Origin of the sequence: Streptomyces sp. NPDC048436 (assembly GCF_043200355.1) — a bacterium.
In the GTDB taxonomy this organism is placed as follows: Bacteria; Actinomycetota; Actinomycetes; order Streptomycetales; family Streptomycetaceae; genus Streptomyces.
Window position 1 is genome coordinate 149,661 of record NZ_JBICXP010000008.1, and the last position, 19,703, is coordinate 169,363.

The window sequence follows — 19,703 nt, forward strand, 5'->3', positions numbered from 1 at the left end:
GTTGCATTCCGTACGTTTTCGCAGACAGGAACGTTTGTCATGAGCACTCTCGGGTTCGCCGGAAAGTCATCCGTCGCCCTCGCACTGGCCTGCGCGGCCACGTTGTTGATGCCGGCCACTCCAGCCGCCGCCTCGGACTGGGACCGGAACTGCTACAGCATCTCGGCCCCCTACAAGGGCATCAGTGAGATCATCGGCAAGGCTGGCAAGACCCGCAGCGGCTGCACGGACGCCACGATATCCCTGCAGCGTCACCGCTGGTACGGCTGGGAGGAGGTGGACTGGGCCCCGCTCGAGAGCGGCACCAAGATGGCGTGGTGGACCTGCACAGGTTCTGGCACCTACACCTACAAGACGGTCGTGGGCGTCGACTCCAACCTCGCCTCCTACGAGAGCGCCGAACGTCGCTTGACCTGCTGAGGGCGAGGCCCGGCGGATTCGGCGAGATGCCCGCAGAGGTGCGAGGTGGCTGAGGATGCGGTGGGCCGCAGACTTTCAGATCCCCAACAGCGACGCCACCTGCCGCAACGTGAATCGCGCGCCAGTGCGGCACCACCAGCAACACCTCGTGGAGGTCACCGGCGGCCACCCGCTGTCCGGCCGGGCCCGGTGCAGGCAGCAAGAACATTGCCCTCCACCTCTACACCGCCGCTCTCTTGACCGACGTCCTGGCCGTCCTGTCGGGCGCGCCGGACATCATCGACACCAAAGAGTGCGCGCACATCCTGCACCGCACCGGAACCGGGGCCACGTACGACGAAGGCAGAACGCTGCGCCGCCGGGATAGGGGAAGGCCACCTGCCCGGTCCGGGCCAGCACTGCGGCGGCCAGCACAGCGGTCCTAGGTTCAACAGCTTCGGCTTGCTCATAGGTTGGCTCGGCCGCCGGTCGCGGCGGCGGCCATGACCATGGTGGCCGCCTCGATCCGGTCCCCGGCCACCGCGAACGCTGCCCACGATCCAGTCGCCGCCACAGGTCTTCTCGTCCGGTGCTCGCACCCGCAGGCTAACTGGTTCTAACAAAAGCGGTTGATCATGTGACTGTTGGCGTGTCGGCTCGTTGGCCTGGTTGTGGCGAAACGTCAGTCGCGGCCGTGGATCGTGTCGGATGAACTGTGTTCGCTCATCGAGCCGTTGCTGCCTGAACCTGGACCGAAGCTGGTGGAAGGCAGACCTCGAGTGCCCGACCGGCCGGCACTGTGCGGGATCTTGTTAGTGCTGCACACCAGTATCCAATGGGAGTACCTGCCCCAGGAGTTGGGCTTCGGCTCGGGCATGACCTGCTGGCGGCGCCTGGCCGCCTGGAACGACGTCGGCGTCTGGGACCAGCTCCACGTCGTCCTGTTGGAGAAGCTGCGCTCGAAGAACCAGCTCGACTGGTCCCGGGCGTGATCGACTCCTCCCACATCCGGGCCACTCGACGCGGCCCAAAAGCGGGCCCAGCCCGGTCGACCGCGCACGGCCGGGCAGTAAACACCACCTCATCGTCGACGGCCAGGGCATCCCACTCGCGGTCACGCTGACAGCGGCAATCGCAAGAGATCGGCTTCCGATTCACGTATCGGCCGCGAAGGACCGGAGTTTCACTACGGCTTTCCCGAACAGCGAGGCGTACGTGAATGGCCTGCGAGGTCCGGAGGTGTTCGCCCCCTGCTTCAGTTGGCGGAGGACGTCAATCCGCCTTCCTGAACAGTTCCGACATCCGGTCCCCCGTCTCATGGCCGAGCAGTCCCGTCGAGTCTGCCCCGATCAGACCGACCCGCCCGGCCAGTTCCCGGCCGTGGACGTCCACGGCGGCCTCGATGAGTCCGGCGAGCGCCTCCAGGGCGCCGCGGGCACGGGAGCGGGCCACCGCTGCGCAGCCGACGGCGACCAGCCCGGCCGGCCACCACCAGCAGGCGAGCAGGGCGTAGCCCACGGCCCAGGCGGCGAGGCGGGCGGCGGCGCTGAAGGAGTCGTGCGCCGACTGGATGTGGCGTACGGCGGGTTCGGGCAGGATCAGCCACAGGCGGGGCCAGAGTGCGGCGAGGTCCACGCCGTAGGCGGCCGCTACGCGGTCTGCCGTCGCCTGCATGCAGTCGCCGTACCAGGTGGGGCGGGTGGGTGCGCGCAGTGCCACGCGGTTGCGGGCGTCGGTGAGGGCCTGGATCTGCGCAAGGGTCCGGGCCGGGGTCGGCACCGCGTCACCGTCACCGTCATCGGCATCGGTGCGCGTGATGGGGTAGGCCGCATCGAGCTCTTGCTCCCGGCGCCGCCACTTGCGGCTGCGCCGGTCGACGAGGGCGTGCGACAGCGGGTCGCGGGCGAAGCGCAGCCAGTACTGCTCGATCACACCGCCGAGGAACTGCGCGGCGAGTGAGGCCGCGGTCGCGGTGAGCAGGGCGAGGGCGATGAGTAGTGCGGCAGTCCCGGTGCGCTCGAGGGCGGGGCGGGCGGCGAGGTCGTTCAGGGTGGTGCGCAGCCCGTCGAGGTCGTTCCAGTGGCGGTGGCCCAGGGTGGTGCCGATGGCCGTAGCGGCGAGGAAGAGGGCGCCGGGCAGGACCAGCAGGTTCAGCCAGCGTTCGGTGAGTTTGCCGCCCAGGGTGGCGAGGAGAGGGTTCATATGGGCGGGGTCACCGTGCGGGGCCCAGTCGGCCCTTGCGCATGCGGGCGTCGTTGACGGCGCAGTACGGGGCAGGGAGCAGGTCGCGGGCCCGTGCGACGCGGGTGCACTGGGCCGGCCCCGGGCATAGGGCCACCTTGATGTGGGGCGTGATGCCAGGGGCTGCCCCGCCCCGGGACTCGTTGACAAGGCCGCGTGCGTCCCCGCTCTGGCGCAGCAGCGTGTCCAAGGCATGGAAGCCGGCGGCGAGCTCGTCGGAGTCCGCGCCTGACCGCAGCAAGTCCCGTGCCTGCTCGGCAGTCTCCCGGATGCCGGGCTGCCGCAGGTCCTCCGGTGAGCCGAGCAGCGCGCACAGCGCCGCTGCCGCCCTGCGGTCGGGTCGTGGGGAGTCGGGAGATGCGGTCATGGTCCAAGTGTGCCGTAAATCAGGCAGAGTTACGGGGGACTTGACGTGCCGTCGGAAGTGACGGCTGGGGGGAGCGAAGCCGTGGGGTACGACCGGGAGTGGTTCCTTCAGGCGGTTCGCGTGCGCCTCGACCGGGCCTTTACGGCCGAGGGACGTGTGGACGCGGACGTAGTGTCCGGTCCCCTCGCGGATGCCGAACTGCGGGGATTGCTGCGCACCTGCGACACGAGCACCGACATGGAGGCCCGGCACGCGGCCGGCTGGTTCTGCGCAGCCCGTGCGATGGCCGACCCGGGGTATGGCGGCACTGTCCACGGGTGCATGTCCGGGACGCTGCTCTACCCGGTGTGGGTCGCCGACCCAGGCCTTGTACCGCCGGAGTTGGCGATGGGCTATGGGGCCAACGATCCCGCCACTCACCCCGACCCGGCGGACGCGGACGGTCCCCACGAGTGGGCGGCCCAGGTCGCCGCATTCAAGATCACCGTGGAGGGGCGGCAGCACAACCCGCCGCCGGACGCCTCCGAGGCCGTGCGCCGACTTCACGAGATGGCCGTGGCCCTTGCCGCCATGCCGCTCTCGCGCGAGGCCCGTCTCGCCAGCGTGATCGGGCTCGGCAGCCTCGCCGTCCTCGCGACACCGGAGTACGACCCCTGGTTCCCCGGCCGACTCAGAGGCGTGGCCGACATCGTGACCCTCACGGGGGCGACCTGGCCGTTCGGGGACCTGGCGGACGCGGATCCGGTCCGGTTCGTCCACGGTGCCCTCAAGCGGATCCCGGCCGACTCCCCCGAACGACCTCGCGTTCTCAGCGGTCTGGGCCGTCGGCTCCTGGACCGCTACCTGGACTCGCACGATGTAGAGGACCTGCACGACGCGGTGGGCATCGCGCGGGACGTACTGGCCCAACTGCCGCCCGGCGACCCGTATCTGCCCCACTCCTTCAGCGCCCTGGGGGCAGCTCTGGTGCTGTTGCGGCAGGTGGAGGGGGCGACGCCCGAGGAGTGCGACGAGGCGGTAGACGTGTGCCGCCGGGCCGGCGCCGGCCATCCGAAGGGACCCGCGGCGGCGGGCCACGACCTGGGCATGGCACTCGTCCTCAGGGCGCACCTCACCGGCCGCACGGCGGATCTGGACGAGGCGATCACCGTGTTCACCAAGGCCTTGCGGGCGGCAGGGAATCCGGGTGAGACCGCCGCCGTACGCAACGCACTGGGCAACGCTCTGCGCGCCCGCTCCGTCGCGACCGGCTCCCGGGCCGATCTGGACGCGGCGCTCGATCTCACCGACCGTCCCCAGGCCGCCGCCTCCACGGAGGTGGCGGCGGGCCCGCAACTGCCGCTCATCGCTCCCGCGATGGCCCTGTACAACCGCTACCTCCTGGACCCGAAGGCGAACGGGGCGGACCTGGAGGAGGCACTGCGCCAACTGCGGCACGCCGAGGCGCTCATGCCACCGGGCCACCCCGACCGTCCCGCGGCGCTCGACGACCTGGGCCTGGTGCTGATCGCCCGCTATCAACGATCGGGAGAGCCGGAGGAGTTGAACGAGGCCGTGTCGGCTCACCGGGAGTCGGTGGCACTCACCCGGCAGGGGCACGGGTCGCTCGGACTACGGCTGCTCAACCTCGGTGCCGCGTTGAGTCTGCGGCATCTGCTGACCGAGGACGGCGACGACCTGCGGGAGGCCCGGGAGTGCCGGCGAGGGGCCTTCGACCTGCCCGGCATGGGCCCGGCGCACCGGGCGGCGCTTTTGAGCTCGACCGGGCTCAGCCTCATGACGGGCTTCGAGCGTGTCCCCGACCCCGTGGCCCGGCTCGATGAGGCGGTAGGGCTCCTGAGGGAGGCGCTCGCCCTCACCCCGGAGGGCGACCCGAAGCTGCCCCGCCGCCGCCACAACCTCGCTGTCGCCCTGATGCTCCGCGTCTCGAAGACGGGACGGATCGGCGAGGCCCGCGAGGCTCGCGAGCTGGCCGACGCGGTGATCGCCGCGCTGCCCCCGGGCTCCCCCGACCTGCCCGGTGCCCTCACGGTTGCCGCGGGCGCACGGCTGATAAGCCCCCTTGCCCTGCTGTCGTCGGCCGCCCGGGACGAGGCGGTCGCGCTGTACCGCCGGGCGGTCGAGGCCACTCCGCCCGGGCACCCCGCCCGCACGCAGCGCCTGTCGAACCTGGGGGGGCGCCCTGCGCGCTCCGGGGCCCCGCCGACGTCGCCGTCCGGCCGATCTGGCGGAAGCAGCCGAACGGTTCCGGCAAGCGGCCCTGGAGCAGCAGTGCGCGCCCGTCCTGCGCCTGGACGCGGCCCGGTCCTGGGGCGAGGTCCGAGCGGAGCTGGGTGACTGGGGCGGCGCCCTGGACGGCTATGTCATGGCGGTCGACCTGCTGCACTCGGTCGCGCCCCGCCATCTCGTCCGCGACGACCAGGAGTTCCTGCTCAGCCGTACCGTCGGTCTTGGCGCCGCCGCCGCTGCCTGCGCGGTGCGCTGCGGCCGACCCGGGCTCGCGGTCGGACTGCTCGAACAGGCCAGGGGCGTGCTTCTCTCCCACGCCTTCGACGCCGACAGCGATCTGACGCGGCTGCGGGAGAGTGCCCCTGGCCTCGCCGACCGCTTCGAGGAGCTCCGGCAGGCCCTCGACACGGCGACCGACGAGGGGTTACTGGCCGAGGAATCGTCCGGCCCCGCCGGCGCCCGCGCCGATGTACGCCAGCGACTGGCCGCCGACTGGCGGGACCTCACTGCCCGGATCCGCGCCGAACACCCCGAACTGGGCCTGCTGCGTCCGGTGCGGGAGTGGGATGAGGACGAACTGCGCGCCACGGCCGCGGCGGGCCCCGTGGTCCTGGTCAACGTCTCCCCGTACGGAAGCGACGCCCTGATCGTCACCGAGCACGACATCGACGCCGTTCCGCTTCCGGGCCTCGACCCGCGGACGACGGCAACACGCCGGCAGACCTTCCAGGACGCGCTGATCCGCATCGAGACACCCGGCACCTCGCGCAAGCAGTCGCAGCGCGCGCAGCAGGACGTATGGGAAACCCTCGCCTGGCTGTGGCAGACGGTCACCGGACCGGTCCTCGACCATCTCCCTGCGGCAACCCGCGTGTGGTGGTCGCCCGGCGGCCTCCTGGGCACGCTGCCGCTGCACGCGGCGGCGCCCGCAGACCCCGCTCCGGGTGCCCTGGACCGGGTGGTCTCCTCGTACACCCCGACCCTGCGCGCCCTGCACCACGCCCGCCGGCGCGCCGCCCGCCCGACGGGCACCGGAACCCTCATCGTCAGCGCCGCCCGGGCCACAGGACAGGCCCCGCTGCCCGGCGCACGCCGCGAGGCCGACCACCTGGCCCGCCTGCTCCCCGGGGCCACGCTCCTTGCGGACGCCTCCGCGACACACTCCGCGGTCGTCTCGGCCCTGCCCCGCCACGCCTACGCCCACTTCGCCTGCCACGCCCTGGGCGACCTGGAACGCCCCTCCGGCAGCCGGCTCATCCTGCACGACCACACCGAACGCCCGCTGACCGTCCGCGACCTGGCCCGGCTGCGGCTGCCGTCGGTCCGGCTCGCCTACCTGTCCGCCTGCGACACCCTGCGCACCAGCCCCGAGCTTGCCGACGAGGCCGTCCACATCGTCAGCGCCTTCCAGATGGCCGGCTTCCCCCATGTCGTCGGCGCCTTGTGGCACGTCGACGACGTGATCGGGGCGGAAGTCGCGCTCAGCGTGTACGACACCCTGATCAGCGGCGACGGCACACTCGACGTCGCCCGCACGGCCGAGGCCCTGCACCGCGCCGTCCGCAGCCTGCGCGACACCTACCCGCGAACGCCCAGCCTGTGGGCGAGCCAGGTACACGCGGGGCCCTGATGACTCGCCATGGGGAGATCCAGCTGCCCTGCCGGCAGGGGCATCCTGATGCTCATGAACTTCGACACCCGCGAGCCGTTCAGGAGGCCCTCGCTTTATGCCTGCACCACCCAAGGCCTCCCGCACGGCAATTGCGTGCGATGACCAGGCCTGTTCCGCGGATTACCCGTGCACACGCCCCGATCTGGTTCGACGAAAAAGACGATCTGACGGCCAGGACCAAGGATCCCAACCTCTCGCCACCCGGCCGAGAGACCGTCTTGATCCGCCTCGCCGACGTCCAGCACATCACACGAGCACTTCCGCACGAAGGAGTCACTGCCTGACGCCGGTGTCCGCCAAGACCGTCGTCAAGCTCCGCGAGGCTCAGGTCAGCCACGCGGCCGTCCACCGGGCCGAAACCATTCTGGCCGAGTGGGACGCCAAGGTCGCCCGCCCGGTGCTCCGCGCCCCCGGTGGAGTCCAGCGGGACGAGGCCATCGCCGACCTGCGCGAGCAACTGAGCAAGGCCAAGGCCCGGGTGACCGAGGTTCAGGGCAGACTCGACGCGCTGCCCACGGTCGCCGCGAACCTCTACGCGGAGAACCTAGCGCTGAAGACGAAGCTCGGCAGCCGCAAGCGACTGGCCGTCATCCCGTCGCAGGACGGCTGACGAGGCATACGCTGGTTCGAACAGAAGGCTGAGCACGCACATCCGTACGCAATGATGCATGGCTAGCCAAGCGAGCGTGCAACATCCCTGGTCAGGAGAGAACCCTCCCTGCCGTTGGCAACGGCTCACCCGCGCCAGCGGTGTGCGTATCCCTCCATCAGCGGTCCTCCGAACAAGTCGAGTGCCTGCTTGACCGCAGTGGCCAACGGCCGCGGGTCGGCGTGCTCGGCCACGACACGATGCCCGTCCAACAGGGCTTTACCCAGCGAGGGATCCGCGCTCAGCAACCGGCGGGGGAGCCATTTCCCCATACCCGCCCAGGCGCTGTGATGTGCGGTGACCAGGTCAGCGGCTTTACGAAGCACCTGGTCAGCGAGGGAAAGCTGTTCGTACCGGTTGTCCGATGGGGTGTCGATCAGGTCGTCCAGGAAGCAGGTAAGAACATAGCGACCGTGTTCCCACTCGGTTGCGGTGAGCGCAGGAGGTCCGGAAGCGAGCACGTCTTTGGCCAGCTGGCGTGCACGGGCCACATGCCCGTGCGGATCAGCCAGGGGCAGACCTTGGCCATAGACGAAGAGGACGGTTCCGCGCCGCCGGGCCCGGTCCCAGGCAAAGAACTCCGGTACGTCCGCGAGGGTGTTCAGGAACAACTCGACGATGCGGCCATCATGACGGATCACCTCCCGACGGCTCGTGTCTGAGTCGGGAAGAAGAACGGCCACGTCCAGATCGCTGGTCGCAGTGGCGCGACCTTGCGCAGCGGAGCCCCCGAGCACAGCGCCCAGGGCATGCGGAAAGCGCTCGGTGACCACACGGAGAGCTTGGGCTACGACAGCTTCTTGATCATCCATGGGTCCTGATCGTGCCAGCTCTCAGAAACAGATCTACAGGCACCGTCTGTTCAACGACGCAGCATCCACCGGCACTCGGCCCCTGCGACGACCCCGGACGTTCTCGAACACTCACTCAGCTTGTTCTTTATGGTCTGGCCTGATCACGTTCGGCGACGGTCTCGGGTCGCCTGACCGTTTTGCCAACGTCGTAGCGGGTGGCGGGGTGCCGGTTCTTCGAGCCGAGGGGTCTGCCGGGACCCGGCCGGTTGGGTTTCGGCGCACGGGCCGGACAGGGCAAGTTCGGGCGGAGGTTCCTGAACCCCCGACGGACCCGGGCGGGGGTGAGCCGACCGGGCTCGGCCGGCTTCTCCCAAGGGCGGCGGAGGTCCGCGGCCAACGGCCGGGCGAGACGGAGTTGGGTGTGGGCGGCGATGATCAGCCAGGTCCAGCGGTCCGCCGCCTGGGGCGTGCGGAGTTTCGGGCGGGTCCAGCCGAGGGTCTGCTTGATCATTCTGAAGGTGTGCTCCAGGTCGAATCTGCGCAAGAACGCCTGCCAGCGCAGGTCGACGTCTCCACCCGACAGGCCGGTGGCCGACGACCACAGCCAGACGGGGAGTGGATCGTGGCCGCCGGGTAGGCGGTCGACCTCCAGACGGATCAACGTGCCCTCGATGACGGGGAGTTCGCCGGTGTGGTCGATCCACGCGGAACGGGTGGTCAGTCGAGGATGGATGCGGTCCCAGGCCATCGCGCGGGCGGTGCCGTAGCGGTCGGTGACCTGCGTGGTCGCGGCATCGGGCTCGCCCCAGGTGTCCGGCTTGGCGAAGCGGAACTCCTTGCCGTGCTTCGGCGGGCGTCCGCCCTGCGGTGGTGAGATCCACGGCACCGGGACCGGCTTGCGCATGACGCGGTCCGTGCGCATTCGCCCCAGGACCTCTACCGGCAGTCCTTCCAGCAGGTAGGCCATGCGGGGAGCGTCGTAGCCGGCATCGAAGACGACCAGGATGTCGCGGTCCCCCGCGTGCCATCGACCCATGTCAATCAGGTCTTCGACCATTCCTGCTCGTCCAGCCGAAGGAATGGCGAACGCCGGAGAAGGAGGAGATTAACCTGAGTCACTCTGCTTGTTCCAGTGTCAGCGGAGGGGTCCTGGCGTGTGATGGACGTGCGTTGGGCCTCCTCAAGGGCGGACAATTCCTCCCACACCTCCTTGAGAGCCTCCACCCGCTGGGCGCGGAAGTTCGTCCGTGCTTCGCGGGCCTGGGCTCGCTGCCATTGCCACAGCCCGGTCGCCGTGGCCAAGCCGGTTCCGATGAAGGTGAGGACGCCCACAACGATCGTGTCCGAGACCATGGCGTGAGGCTACTGAAGACGTGAGCCGGGTGGGTCCAGGGAAGAACTTCCGCTGCCCCAGATGGCGGCCGCCGCTGACATCTGGGGATCGAAAGAACCGCGGCTCAGTCCATAAAGAACAAGCTCAGCTTGGTCCTTTACCTTCGTCTCTGGGTGCTCACTCGTGTTTTGGGGTGAGTACGGCAGGACGCTGGCTTCGTCGTTGAGAGCCGGCTCTGGTCCGCTTCGTGTGGAGTCAGCAGAAGCTGCGGTGTCCGGGCGACAGACGGCTCAGTACTTCGCAGGTCAGACGCTTTCGTCAGAAGCAGGCAACAGCGCGTCAGGCCGACGCCACACGAAGTCGACCAGTGCCTGATAGCCGACAGCACATGCAGGTGCGTTGCCCTGTCTCACCCAGTCGAGTCGATTTCTCAACGAACGGAGTCGTTCGGGCTTCTGTTGCAGCGAATCTAGTCGCGCGGCCGAGTGCGCTTCGGGCGCTGGATCGGCTCAGGCAACCAGTCATCGATGACCGCAATGTTAGGGCGACGGAATGGGGAGCACTGCTGAATGCCTTGACCGGCGGAGGCATCGCAACCGCATCTGCCAGCCTCTTGGACCATCGCCGATGGAAGCGAGAGAGCGGTGATCAGCCCGATCCCAAGGCTGCCTTCCGTCCCGCCCTCCCGCAACTCGCGGGCAGGTCGGCCCAGGTTCTCAAGTGTGTTGTCTCCTCTGTCCGATGTCTGTCCGATGCTGGGATTCCAAAGGCAACTTCAGTTCACGTGAGTACAGCCAGGGCCGGGCTTCTGTGCCGTGGCGATCACCTCGTCGAGCCGATCGCGCCCGCTCGTGAGGCCTGTGATCTGATGGTCGATACGGTCACGCTCCGCAGCCAGCCGCTCCAGCAGTGCCGAGGTCACTTCACCCGAGTCCACGCACAGCAGCACCTCGCGGACGGTTCTGCTCGGCAGGCCCGCAGCGTAGAGCTGCTGGATCAGCCCGACCCGGGCGACCGCGCTGTCGGGATACTGCCGCTGCCCGCCGGAGCTGCGGTCGGCGTCGAGTAGATCCTTCTCCTCGTAATAGCGCAGTGCCCTGACGCTTACCCCCGCCTTCGCGGCGACCTCACCGATCCGCACCAGGCCTCCTCTGTTCGAGCTGTCGGTCAGATTTGCACCTGACGTCAACGTCAGGTTTTAGCGTAGCGGACGTCGGTGTTCGCCGAGCATTTCGCAGCGTTCCGTGAAGGAGACATCATGCGTGCAGCCCGCTTCCATGAGTACGGCGATGTGGAGACCCTCGTGGTCGAGCAGGTGCCAGAACCGCATCCCGGAGTCGGCGAGGTTCGCATCCGTGTCGCGGCCGCCAGCGTCAACCCTGTCGACTGGAAGCTGCGGTCCGGTGCGGCGCGCGAGGTGCTGCCCTTGGACCTGCCTGCGATCCCCGGCCGTGACGCAGCCGGCGTCGTGGACGAGATCGGTGAGGGGGTGCAAGGGGTGGCGATCGGCGATCGCGTCTTCGGCCTGGGCGGCGTGACCGGCGCGACCGCGGAGTTCACCGTGCTCTCGGCATGGGCCCCCGCGCCCAGCACGTGGAGTGACGAGGAGTCCGCCGGCGCCGGCTTGGCGACGGTGACCGCGATGGGCGGGCTGAAGGTGCTCGGCCCGCTGCGGGGACGCACCCTCCTCATCGAGGGCGCCGCGGGAGGGGTGGGCAGCGCGGCCGTCGAGATCGCGGTCGCCCAAGGCGCCACCGTCATCGGGACGGCCAGCGAGCGCAACCACGAATTCCTCGCCGCTCTCGGTGCCGTCCCCACTACCTATGGCGCCGGGCTCGCCGGGCGCGTGGCCGTCCTCGCTCCCGGCGGTGTCGACATCGCGCTCGACACCGCCGCCTCCGGGTCCCTGGCCGACATCGTGACGATCGTTGGCGACGCCACGCGCGTGTCGACGATCGCCGACCACGCCAACGCGCCGCGTCTGGGAGTGCGTCTGGTCAACGCGGAGAACGACTCCGCGTTCTTGGCCGCCGCAGCTGAGCTGGGCCGGCAAGGAAACTACACACCACGCATCGAACGCGTCTTCGCCCTCGACCAGATCGCCGACGCGCACGCGCACGCACAGCGCGGCCGCACACGAGGAAAGATCGTCATCTCCATCCAAAGCAACTGATCACCGCTGACGCGCACATCCATCCCGGGGCGTCACCCCGCCCAGGGACTGTCTTCGACCAGGACCGGATCCTGGGACCCGGTCCTGGTCTCGAACCTGTAGGACTGCCGAGGTGAGTTGTGCGCAACTGGCTGACGAGCAGTGGGAGTTCATCGAGCCACTGCAGCAGGACGACCCTCACCCTGGCGCCCGTCCACCGGGCTCGGGGGCGCACCGGTGCCAGAAGACCAGCCGTGAGGGCGCCCCAGAAGCAGCCGTAGAGGAACCACGCGCGCTGCGCCAGGCTGCGGGGCGGTGTTTATGCCCTCATCCCAGTACACCGGCCCGCGTGCGGTGATCCGTTCGCGTACTCCACCCTCCTGAGCACACTTGCTCAATGTGTCCCCCGCGAGCGCCACCCACGAGTACCTGGCGTCCGGCACCAGTCCCGCGTTGGGGGATACGCAGAAGCCGCTGTATCCCGACTGGATTGGATGAGACAGGGACTGGCTTCTGTGAGCACGGACATGATTTTCGACAGCGCTTCGTGATCCGTCGGCGGAGGAATGTCGGCCAGTTTGGGCAGCACCAAAGCGCCGCCCGGTCTGCTCCCCTGGTGCGACGATCCTCCTCGTGTCTTCGCTGCCCGCCATGGAGTGAGAGGACGAGAAGACGTGGATGTGTATGAAGCCGTGAACAGCCGTAGGGCTGTGCGGGCGTTCAGCGATGAGCCGGTACCCAAAGAAGTACTCGACCGGGTGCTGACCGCAGCGACGCGGGCTCCGTCGAGCGGGAACCTCCAGCCGTGGCATGTGTATGTCGTGACCGGAGACCCCCTGGCCGAACTGAAGAGACGAGCGACCGGCAGGGCATTGGCGGGAGACCCGGGTGATGAGCGGGAGTATCCGATGTACCCGGCCGAACTGACCTCGCGGTATCTGGACCGTTTTTCCGCGGCGGCCGCCCAGCGGTACAAAGCGCTGGGGATCGAGCGCGACGACCCCGACAGGCCCACGAAGATCGCCGCCTTGAACTCGGAGGCGTTCGGGGCGCCGGTTGTACTGTTCTGCTACCTCGACCAGACGATGGGGCCCGGACAGTGGGGAGACGCCGGGATGTATCTGCAGACGGTCATGCTGTTGCTGAGGGCAGAAGGGCTGCACAGCTGCCCCCAGGTGATGTGGACGATGTATCGCAAGACCGTCAGCCAGATAGTCCGAGCCGATGACAAGCTCGCGCTGTTCTGCGGTGTCGCGGTGGGATTCGAGAAGGAAGGCGTGCCACGGCTGCGTACCGGGCGGGCGGACATGACAGAAACAGTGAGCTTCATCGGAGCGTGACCCGCTGGCCGGTGATCCTCACAACAGACGGGTCGTCAGCCCATGTCGCTCCGCTGATTGCGGGCTCGGGTTTGGGCGCGACGGAAGGCTCACCTCGCAATGATCGACCTCATGGCCCGCAGACTCACCGGCGAAGCCACCCTGAATTGGCGCAGAACCTGACCGGGGACCAAGCGCGAATCAACGGACCAAACGCTCAGCCAGAGACAGCAGGCTCCGGCAGGTGACCGAGGTGCTCGATGACACGCTCACGCAGAAGGAGGTACTCCTCCCAGCGCCAGGGAAGCGGTCCCGGCGGGCGTTGGACGACACGAGCCGCGATGACAGTCTGACCACCCTGGAACTGCTCGTGCGTCAGATCGAGTTCAACGCCACTGGGCAGCCGATTCCACCAATGAAAGCCGTGCTGCTCCCCATTGAGGTGGACCTCACCGACCATGAGGTCGCCGCCGAAGACGTCGTTGACGATCAAGGCCGTGATGTCGCAGTGGCCCCAGGCAGGATTGCCGGACTGCCAGCTGGCGCGAGCGAGGTCGTCCGGGGAACAGGTGTCAGCGGCCCAACTGGCGCGTATGGCTTTGTCGAGGTCGAGCAGGTTCCAAGGGATCATGTCGGCAGCCTCGCAGTCGCCACTGACAATGCGATCCCGCGAGCACCACAGGTGGGAGATCTACGTCATGCGTGGTGCCGTCGATCGCAACACGCTCGACGGCATGCGCCGCAAACAGCGCAACGCGGAATGTACCCCGACAAGGACAGCGCCAGCGACGAGAAGCTGCAACTCCTCGCCGCGCTCTCACACACCGAACCCACCGACACGGCACACAACAGGCCAGCAGACACCCCCCGCCCGAAGACACCCTGACGAACACCGGCTGTCTGGCGGCACAGCCAGAACGGCCGCGCCAAGATTCCACAACGTTCCCCACGACGTTCCACTACAACAACTTCTGGGAACTGACTGTCCCGACGCCCCTCAAGAAGGGCAAGAACCGGCTCACCTTCACAGCGGAAGAACTGCCCGACTTCAACGGCGACACCTACAACCAGTGCGACCTGGGAAGACGCTGATCGGTGTGTGGCCGCGCCGCTGTACTTCTACCGTGGCGGGGTGGAGGTGGGCGTCATGGCGTCTTTGGAGGATCCGCACCCAAAGGCAACTTGCGGAGGATGACCGCCTCGATCCCACTCACACCGAGGACGAACAATCCGTCCTCACCGAACGTCACACCGCGATCGGCCAACTCCTCGCCGGACTCGCCGACATCCCGACCCGCTGGGCCGACACCCCGTCAGATCCAGGCACCCGGCACGGCCCGGCTCCTGCCGATCGCCGACGTACGGCACGGCAAAGCCGGCTCCCCCCTACCACCCGTGCTCGCGCGCACATTCCAGGACCACTGCGAGGGCGCACGACAACGCCCGTCACCCCGACGTCGTGGCCGCTCAAGATCGTGAACGTGCCGAAGTCCACGGCGAACGCCCACAAGTGTTGGCATGGAGCGGGATTCAGTCCCCGGCGTCATGCAGCAGATCCCGCAGTCTCAGTGCCGCCGGGAGTGGGTCGGCAGGCAGTGCAATATGGACGGTCCGGCGCAGGGCGGGGTCGGTGAGGCGGCACAGGACGAGTTCCCCGGGTATCGCCCAGGCAGCCAACGAGGGGACCAACGCCACCCCGAGTCCGGCGGCCACGTAGCCGAATTTCGCGGCCCACTCCGCGATCCGGATGATCTTCCGGGGCTCGAAGCCCGCCCGGGCGCAGGCGTCGGCGAGCATTGTGGGTCGGTCTCCGTACGCGCTCTGCACCCAAGCCTCGTCGCGCAGTTCACGCAGGTCGACCATCCCGGACGCGGCCAGGTGGTGCCCGCGCGGAAGCGCGACGAACAGCTCGTCCTCGCACAGCACGGTCGTCGTGACCCCGTCGGCCGACGGCAGGCCGGACGGATAGTCGCTGACGACGGCGAGGTCCAGTGCCCCGTCTGCCAGCCGCTCCATCAGCGCGCCGGTCGGCCCCTCCACCGCGACGACTTCGACATCAGGGCTGACCTGCTTGAGCGCCCGCAGGGCGGCGGGCACCAGCGAGATGTTGGCGGTGGCGAACGCCCCCACGTGAAGCAGCCCGCCACGGCCCGCGTGCAGCACGGCCAGCTCCCGCTCCGCCCGCGACAACCTGTCGCGGACCTCCACAGCGTGCCGGTACAGAGCACGTCCGGCGGGATTCAGTCGTACTCCCCGCGGGAGGCGTTCGAACAGCGCCCCGCCCGACTGCTGTTCCAGGGTGGCGATCCGCCGGGAAACTGCGGACTGCGTGTAATTGAGCCGGACGGCCGCCTTGGTGAACGATCCGGTCTCGGCCACGGTCACGAGCAGCCGCAGCGCGTCGATCTCGAACACGTTCCTCCTGTCGCCGCAGCGTCCCCGTGGTCGTCGACATCCTGACACAACACATTCCTTGAACGCATAGCTGCCATGCAATCCAGTCGCTGGTGGAATGCCGTGCCCAGCCCTAACGTCGTTCACACGGCGGCGCTCCTGAGGGGGACGGGGCGTCGCCGCTGCCACAGCCCATGAGATCCAGCCCATGACGTCCAAGGGGGAAGTGTGTCGGTACGAAGGAGAGTTGAGAAGCGGTGGAACCGGTGACCGAGAGGGCGGTCCTCGCCCTGCCGACGATGCTCGCCGATCTGGAGGAGCTCGTCGTGTGCGAGTCCTTCTCCGCCGATCACGCGGCGGTGGCACGCAGCGCCGAGGTGGTAGGCGCCATCGGCGCGAGGCTCCTGGGAGCCGAGCCGGAGACGATCGTGATCGACGGTGTGACCCATCTGCGGTGGATTTTCGGCACCCCGCGGGTGCTGCTGCTGGGACACCACGACACGGTGTGGCCCATCGGATCGCTCCGGTCCCGGCCCTGGTCGGTGGCCGACGGGATCGCCCGGGGCCCCGGGGTCCTTGACATGAAGGCGGGCCTGGTTCAGATGTTCCACGCGCTGGCTTCCATACCCTGCACGCAAGGAGTGTGCGTGCTGGTCAACGGCGACGAGGAGGTCGGCTCCCCCACCTCACGGCACCTCATCAAGGAAACCGCGCAGGAGTGTGCCGCCACCTTCGTGCTGGAGGCGGCTGCGGACGAACAGGGCACTCTCAAGACCGCCCGCAAGGGCATCTCGCGGTACGAGGTGGTGGTGCACGGCAAAGCCGCACACGCGGGTCAGGAACCGCACAAGGGTGTCAACGCCACCATCGAGGCCGCTCACCAGGTGCTGGCCGTCGCTGGTATCGGGGCCGCGATGAGCGCCGTCGGCGCCGCCCACCCCGTCCTGGGCACCGCGACGGTCACGCCCACCCTGCTGTCGGCCGGCAGCGCGCGCAACACGGTGCCCGCGCTGGCGCGGGTGTCGGTGGACGTACGCGTTCCGACCCCGGCGGCGCAGGACTGGATCGACGAACTCATACAGGAACTCACCCCCCGGACGCCCGGCGCCCGGCTGGAAATCCTGGGCGGCTCGCGGCGGCCGCCGATGGAACCGGAGTCCTCCGCCGACCTGTTCGCCCTTGCCGCGCGCATCGCCGCGGAACTGGGCCAGGAGCCGTTGCGGGGGATCGCGGTCGGCGGCGCCTCGGACGGGAATCACACCGCCGCAGCCGGCTGCCCGACGCTGGACGGCCTGGGCGCAGTTGGCGGCGGCGCCCACGCGGACAGCGAGTACGTCGAGCTCTCGCAACTGATCCCGCGTACCCGACTGCTCGCCGAACTGATCACCAGGAGCGTGCGATGAAGCAGACGACATGTCGCATCAGGTGTGTCAACGCTCTGGTGCTCGCCGGGGTCATCGCCACGACACTCGCCGCCTGTTCCGCCGATCCGGGCGCCACGCCGACCACCGAGCCGACAACGGCGGAGAGCACCTCGCCGATCGACCGCTTCCTGACACCGACGGAGAGCGTTCCGCCGACCGCCTATCCGTCCGCCACCAACTCGGAGCAGGTCGCCAACAACGTTGTCTCCTGGTACGAGTCCGGAGGTGAGGAGCAGATCACCGGCGTACGCGACAGATCCAAGGAGATCTATTCCCATCACGCCGAGGACAACTGGTCCATCGACTTCAGTCTGTTCTTCGACCGTAGCAAGGAGGCCCAGGAGTACCCGCCCATCCCCGACCGCAAGACCCAGGCCGCCTGGTCGACCGCCCTCAAGCACGTCAGATCCGGCGCAAGCGACATTTACATGTCGAATCAACTCGGCATCGTCAGGGGGTCCAAGGAGGTCAAGCGGGAGGCCCACGGTTGGAAGGAGCTTGCCCAAGGCGTCAAGGGCCTCAAGGCGATCGAAGCACGGCTGCACCGCGAATTCGGCCTCGATCCGCTGACAAGCCCCTGAAAGGTCCTGCCGTGAGCGGCCGTCCTGCTCGACCGGACAGCCACTGGTCGGCTGACGGCGTCCATCCCGCCGCCTCGATCCGCGCCACGTCCGCCGGGCTGTCCTCGTTGAACAGGACGTCGCCCGCCGCCTCGACGCGCAGCCCGTCGACGTACGCTCGCAGCCCATGTTCAGCCTCAGACTTACCCGAACCCGGCGGATCTACGGGGTCACCGCACTATTCATGAGGTAATCGGCTGGCGAGTTGCGGATCTCGTCGGCGCTTTTCGTCCAGGTGCGGGGCCGCGGGCTCTCGTTCCAGGTATCGATCCACGCCCTGATGTCGTCCTCCGTTGCCGCAGGTCAGGTGCACGTCGAGGCCGACGGACACGGACTCGTCGATCCGGGTCAGGCACTTCTTGAATTCGATCGCCGGTGGCGGCCGTGGAGTTGGGCTATGACTGTGCGTCGGCGATATTGAAGGCGTCGAACAGGCTGGTGATGCCGTAGCGGTAGTAGTCATGCGCCGGCGTCGACGGCGGCCCGGACATGCGAGCGCCAGCGCTGGCCGCGTTCTGTGAGACAGGCCGCCACGATGCGGTGGGCCGGCTTGCGTTATGGGCCGCGATTCCCGCACGACGGATCTCTTCACTGATCGGTGTACGGTGGGAGATGTATACAGATCAGTATACCTGCAAGGAGGTTCAAGCCATGGGTGTGTCCGATTCCATGCGAGCAGTGCGCATCACCAGGCACGGAGGGCCGGAGGTTCTTGAGCTGACGGAGGTCGCCGTCCCCGCCCTCCAGGCAGGGGAGGTGCTGGTCCAGGTCGGCGCGGTTGCGCTGAACAACACCGACCTGTGGACCCGGGAGGGCGCCTACGGCCGTCCGGACGACCCGCAGGCGCTGTCGGGCTGGCGAGGCCCGCTCGACTTCCCGCGTATCCAGGGCGCCGACGTGGCCGGCAGCGTCGTGGCCGTCGGGACTGGAGTGGAGGGGAGCCTCGTCGGGCGCCGAGTGGTCGTCGATCCCGCGATCTACGACACCGAAGGGCCGGACGCCAACCCGGTGGGTCTGATGGGCAGCGAGCGCGACGGCGGATACGCCCAGTACGTGACAGCGCCGGTGAAGCGTGTGCACGACGTGACGGAATCCCCGCTCACCGACGACCAGCTCGCGGCGTTGCCGACCGCCTACGGCACGGCGCTGGGCATGATCGAGCGAGGCCGACTGCAGAAGGGAGAAACCGCCCTGGTCTCAGGAGCATCCGGCGGCGTGGGCCTCGCCCTGGTGCAGATCGCCCGCGCGCGCGGCGCAAAGGTGATCGCCATCAGTAGCGGACCCAAAATCGATGCGGTGCGCGAAGCCGGCGCGCACGAAGTCATCGACCGCGCAGGAGACATCACCGGGCAGATCCGCGCCGCCGCCCCGGAGGGAGTCGACGTCGCACTCGATGTCGTTGCCGGCGAGCTGGTGAGTGAGGGGCTGCCGCTGCTGCGCGAAGGGGGCCGGTGGGTCATCGCCGGCGCACTCAGTGGCTACGGCGTGACCTTTGATGTGCGCCGTCTCTACCTGCACAACGCCCAGGTCATCGGTTCCGCGATGCACACGCCCACGCACTTCGATCTCCTCATGGACCTGGCTCGGCGGGGCGAGGTTCAGCCCGTCGTCGCCGCGACCTTCCCCTTGGACCAGGCCGCTCAGGCGCAGGAAGAACTCTCCCGTAGGGCGCACGTGGGAAAGATCGTCATGCATCCCTGAGTTCCATCCGACGGATCACGGGCGGAGGGTCTGGGCGCTGGTGCCCTCGTGCAAGGTCTCTGACCGAACGTCTGCGACGGAAGGAAAGCCCTTCTTGGTCAGGGCGGCGTGCCTGGCGTCCCGGGCGCCTCGACCGCGCGGCGGTACGCGTCGCTGGTGTTCGGGTCGACGTCGTATCGGGCGGTCGTGACGGGCTCCCTTCCTGCTGAGTAATTGTCATTCCAGATCAGCAGGATGCAGGCATTAGCACCGCGGCCTGCACCATCAGCAGGGCGACCGCGCCGAGTGACCCAGCCAGCTCGCCGTCCGCACGAACAGCGCCCCCGTCTCCCTCCCCCTGCAAACCGCACAAGCGCAGAGTTACGTTCTGCCGCCGTCAAGGCAAGCGGTCATGAACCCTCCCTGCGCG

The 19,703-nt window shown here is 68.6% G+C and carries 17 protein-coding genes and 1 pseudogene; 10 read left to right on the plus strand and 8 right to left on the minus strand.

The features are described 5' to 3' along the window. The first annotated feature begins 39 nt into the window (after nucleotides 1-39). Both ACGFX9_RS26705 and ACGFX9_RS26710 read left to right on the plus strand, forming a co-directional pair. Complete coding sequence (locus ACGFX9_RS26705; RefSeq protein ID WP_393476957.1) at nucleotides 40-420, plus strand: hypothetical protein; 381 nt, start codon at nucleotides 40-42, stop codon at nucleotides 418-420. A gap of 740 nt (nucleotides 421-1,160) precedes the next feature. After that, a complete protein-coding gene (locus ACGFX9_RS26710) occupies nucleotides 1,161-1,391 on the plus strand; it encodes a transposase (protein ID WP_393477549.1) in 231 nt (76 codons plus the stop codon). 280 nt (nucleotides 1,392-1,671) lie between these two features. Here ACGFX9_RS26710 and ACGFX9_RS26715 read toward each other — a convergent pair whose 3' ends face one another. After that, the gene (locus ACGFX9_RS26715; protein WP_393476959.1) at nucleotides 1,672-2,601 is read right to left on the minus strand and encodes a hypothetical protein; all 930 of its coding nucleotides are present in this window, start codon (nucleotides 2,599-2,601) and stop codon (nucleotides 1,672-1,674) included. Between the two features lie 10 nt (nucleotides 2,602-2,611). Continuing rightward, a complete protein-coding gene (locus ACGFX9_RS26720; RefSeq protein ID WP_393476962.1) occupies nucleotides 2,612-3,007 on the minus strand; it encodes a hypothetical protein in 396 nt (131 codons plus the stop codon). An 81-nt stretch (nucleotides 3,008-3,088) separates the two neighbouring features. Between ACGFX9_RS26720 and ACGFX9_RS26725 the strand changes: the two genes are divergently transcribed. The 3 genes from ACGFX9_RS26725 (at nucleotide 3,089) to ACGFX9_RS26735 (ending at nucleotide 7,518) form a co-directional block, all read left to right on the plus strand. After that, on the plus strand, nucleotides 3,089-5,344 hold the full coding sequence (locus tag ACGFX9_RS26725) for a hypothetical protein (RefSeq protein WP_393476965.1): 2,256 nt from the start codon (nucleotides 3,089-3,091) through the stop codon (nucleotides 5,342-5,344). A 28-nt stretch (nucleotides 5,345-5,372) separates the two neighbouring features. Then, nucleotides 5,373-6,866: a CHAT domain-containing protein gene (locus tag ACGFX9_RS26730; protein WP_393476968.1), complete on the plus strand. Its 1,494-nt coding sequence runs from the start codon at nucleotides 5,373-5,375 to the stop codon at nucleotides 6,864-6,866. 331 nt (nucleotides 6,867-7,197) lie between these two features. Continuing rightward, a complete protein-coding gene (locus ACGFX9_RS26735; RefSeq protein ID WP_393476971.1) occupies nucleotides 7,198-7,518 on the plus strand; it encodes a hypothetical protein in 321 nt (106 codons plus the stop codon). Nucleotides 7,519-7,643: 125 nt separating this feature from the next. Here ACGFX9_RS26735 and ACGFX9_RS26740 read toward each other — a convergent pair whose 3' ends face one another. The 4 genes and pseudogenes from ACGFX9_RS26740 to ACGFX9_RS26755 form a co-directional block, all read right to left on the minus strand. Beyond that, nucleotides 7,644-8,369 carry a nucleotidyltransferase domain-containing protein gene (locus tag ACGFX9_RS26740; RefSeq protein ID WP_393476974.1) on the minus strand — a complete coding sequence of 242 codons (726 nt, stop codon included), beginning with the start codon at nucleotides 8,367-8,369 and terminating at the stop codon, nucleotides 7,644-7,646. Between the two features lie 127 nt (nucleotides 8,370-8,496). After that, nucleotides 8,497-9,408: pseudogene (locus tag ACGFX9_RS26745) on the minus strand (transposase); the annotation flags it as partial. Then, nucleotides 9,393-9,704 carry a hypothetical protein gene (locus tag ACGFX9_RS26750; RefSeq protein WP_393476977.1) on the minus strand — a complete coding sequence of 104 codons (312 nt, stop codon included), beginning with the start codon at nucleotides 9,702-9,704 and terminating at the stop codon, nucleotides 9,393-9,395. The gene ACGFX9_RS26750 and the pseudogene ACGFX9_RS26745, both read right to left, overlap by 16 nt. A gap of 755 nt (nucleotides 9,705-10,459) precedes the next feature. Continuing rightward, entirely contained in the window at nucleotides 10,460-10,825 is a 366-nt protein-coding gene (locus ACGFX9_RS26755; RefSeq protein WP_393476980.1) for a MerR family transcriptional regulator, read from the minus strand. Nucleotides 10,826-10,942: 117 nt separating this feature from the next. Between ACGFX9_RS26755 and ACGFX9_RS26760 the strand changes: the two genes are divergently transcribed. Further along, nucleotides 10,943-11,857 (plus strand): NADP-dependent oxidoreductase, encoded by a 915-nt coding sequence (locus ACGFX9_RS26760; RefSeq protein WP_393476983.1) that lies wholly within the window; start codon nucleotides 10,943-10,945, stop codon nucleotides 11,855-11,857. Between the two features lie 653 nt (nucleotides 11,858-12,510). Beyond that, complete coding sequence (locus ACGFX9_RS26765) at nucleotides 12,511-13,176, plus strand: nitroreductase (RefSeq protein WP_393477553.1); 666 nt, start codon at nucleotides 12,511-12,513, stop codon at nucleotides 13,174-13,176. Nucleotides 13,177-13,372: 196 nt separating this feature from the next. On the opposite strand, the gene ACGFX9_RS26770 is transcribed toward ACGFX9_RS26765, so the two are convergent. Beyond that, nucleotides 13,373-13,786 carry a hypothetical protein gene (locus ACGFX9_RS26770; protein ID WP_393476986.1) on the minus strand — a complete coding sequence of 138 codons (414 nt, stop codon included), beginning with the start codon at nucleotides 13,784-13,786 and terminating at the stop codon, nucleotides 13,373-13,375. Nucleotides 13,787-14,685: 899 nt separating this feature from the next. Then, a complete protein-coding gene (locus tag ACGFX9_RS26775; protein ID WP_393476989.1) occupies nucleotides 14,686-15,570 on the minus strand; it encodes a LysR family transcriptional regulator in 885 nt (294 codons plus the stop codon). Between the two features lie 278 nt (nucleotides 15,571-15,848). On the opposite strand from ACGFX9_RS26775, the gene ACGFX9_RS26780 reads away from it, so the two are divergent. From ACGFX9_RS26780 to ACGFX9_RS26790, 3 genes are all read left to right on the plus strand, one after another. Continuing rightward, nucleotides 15,849-16,952 (plus strand): M20 family metallopeptidase, encoded by a 1,104-nt coding sequence (locus tag ACGFX9_RS26780; RefSeq protein ID WP_393477556.1) that lies wholly within the window; start codon nucleotides 15,849-15,851, stop codon nucleotides 16,950-16,952. Beyond that, a complete protein-coding gene (locus ACGFX9_RS26785; RefSeq protein WP_393476991.1) occupies nucleotides 16,949-17,554 on the plus strand; it encodes a hypothetical protein in 606 nt (201 codons plus the stop codon). The genes ACGFX9_RS26780 and ACGFX9_RS26785 overlap by 4 nt, the downstream gene beginning before the upstream one ends. A 690-nt stretch (nucleotides 17,555-18,244) precedes the next feature. Continuing rightward, the gene (locus ACGFX9_RS26790; RefSeq protein WP_393476994.1) at nucleotides 18,245-19,294 is read left to right on the plus strand and encodes a zinc-binding dehydrogenase; all 1,050 of its coding nucleotides are present in this window, start codon (nucleotides 18,245-18,247) and stop codon (nucleotides 19,292-19,294) included. The last annotated feature ends 409 nt before the right edge of the window (nucleotides 19,295-19,703 follow it).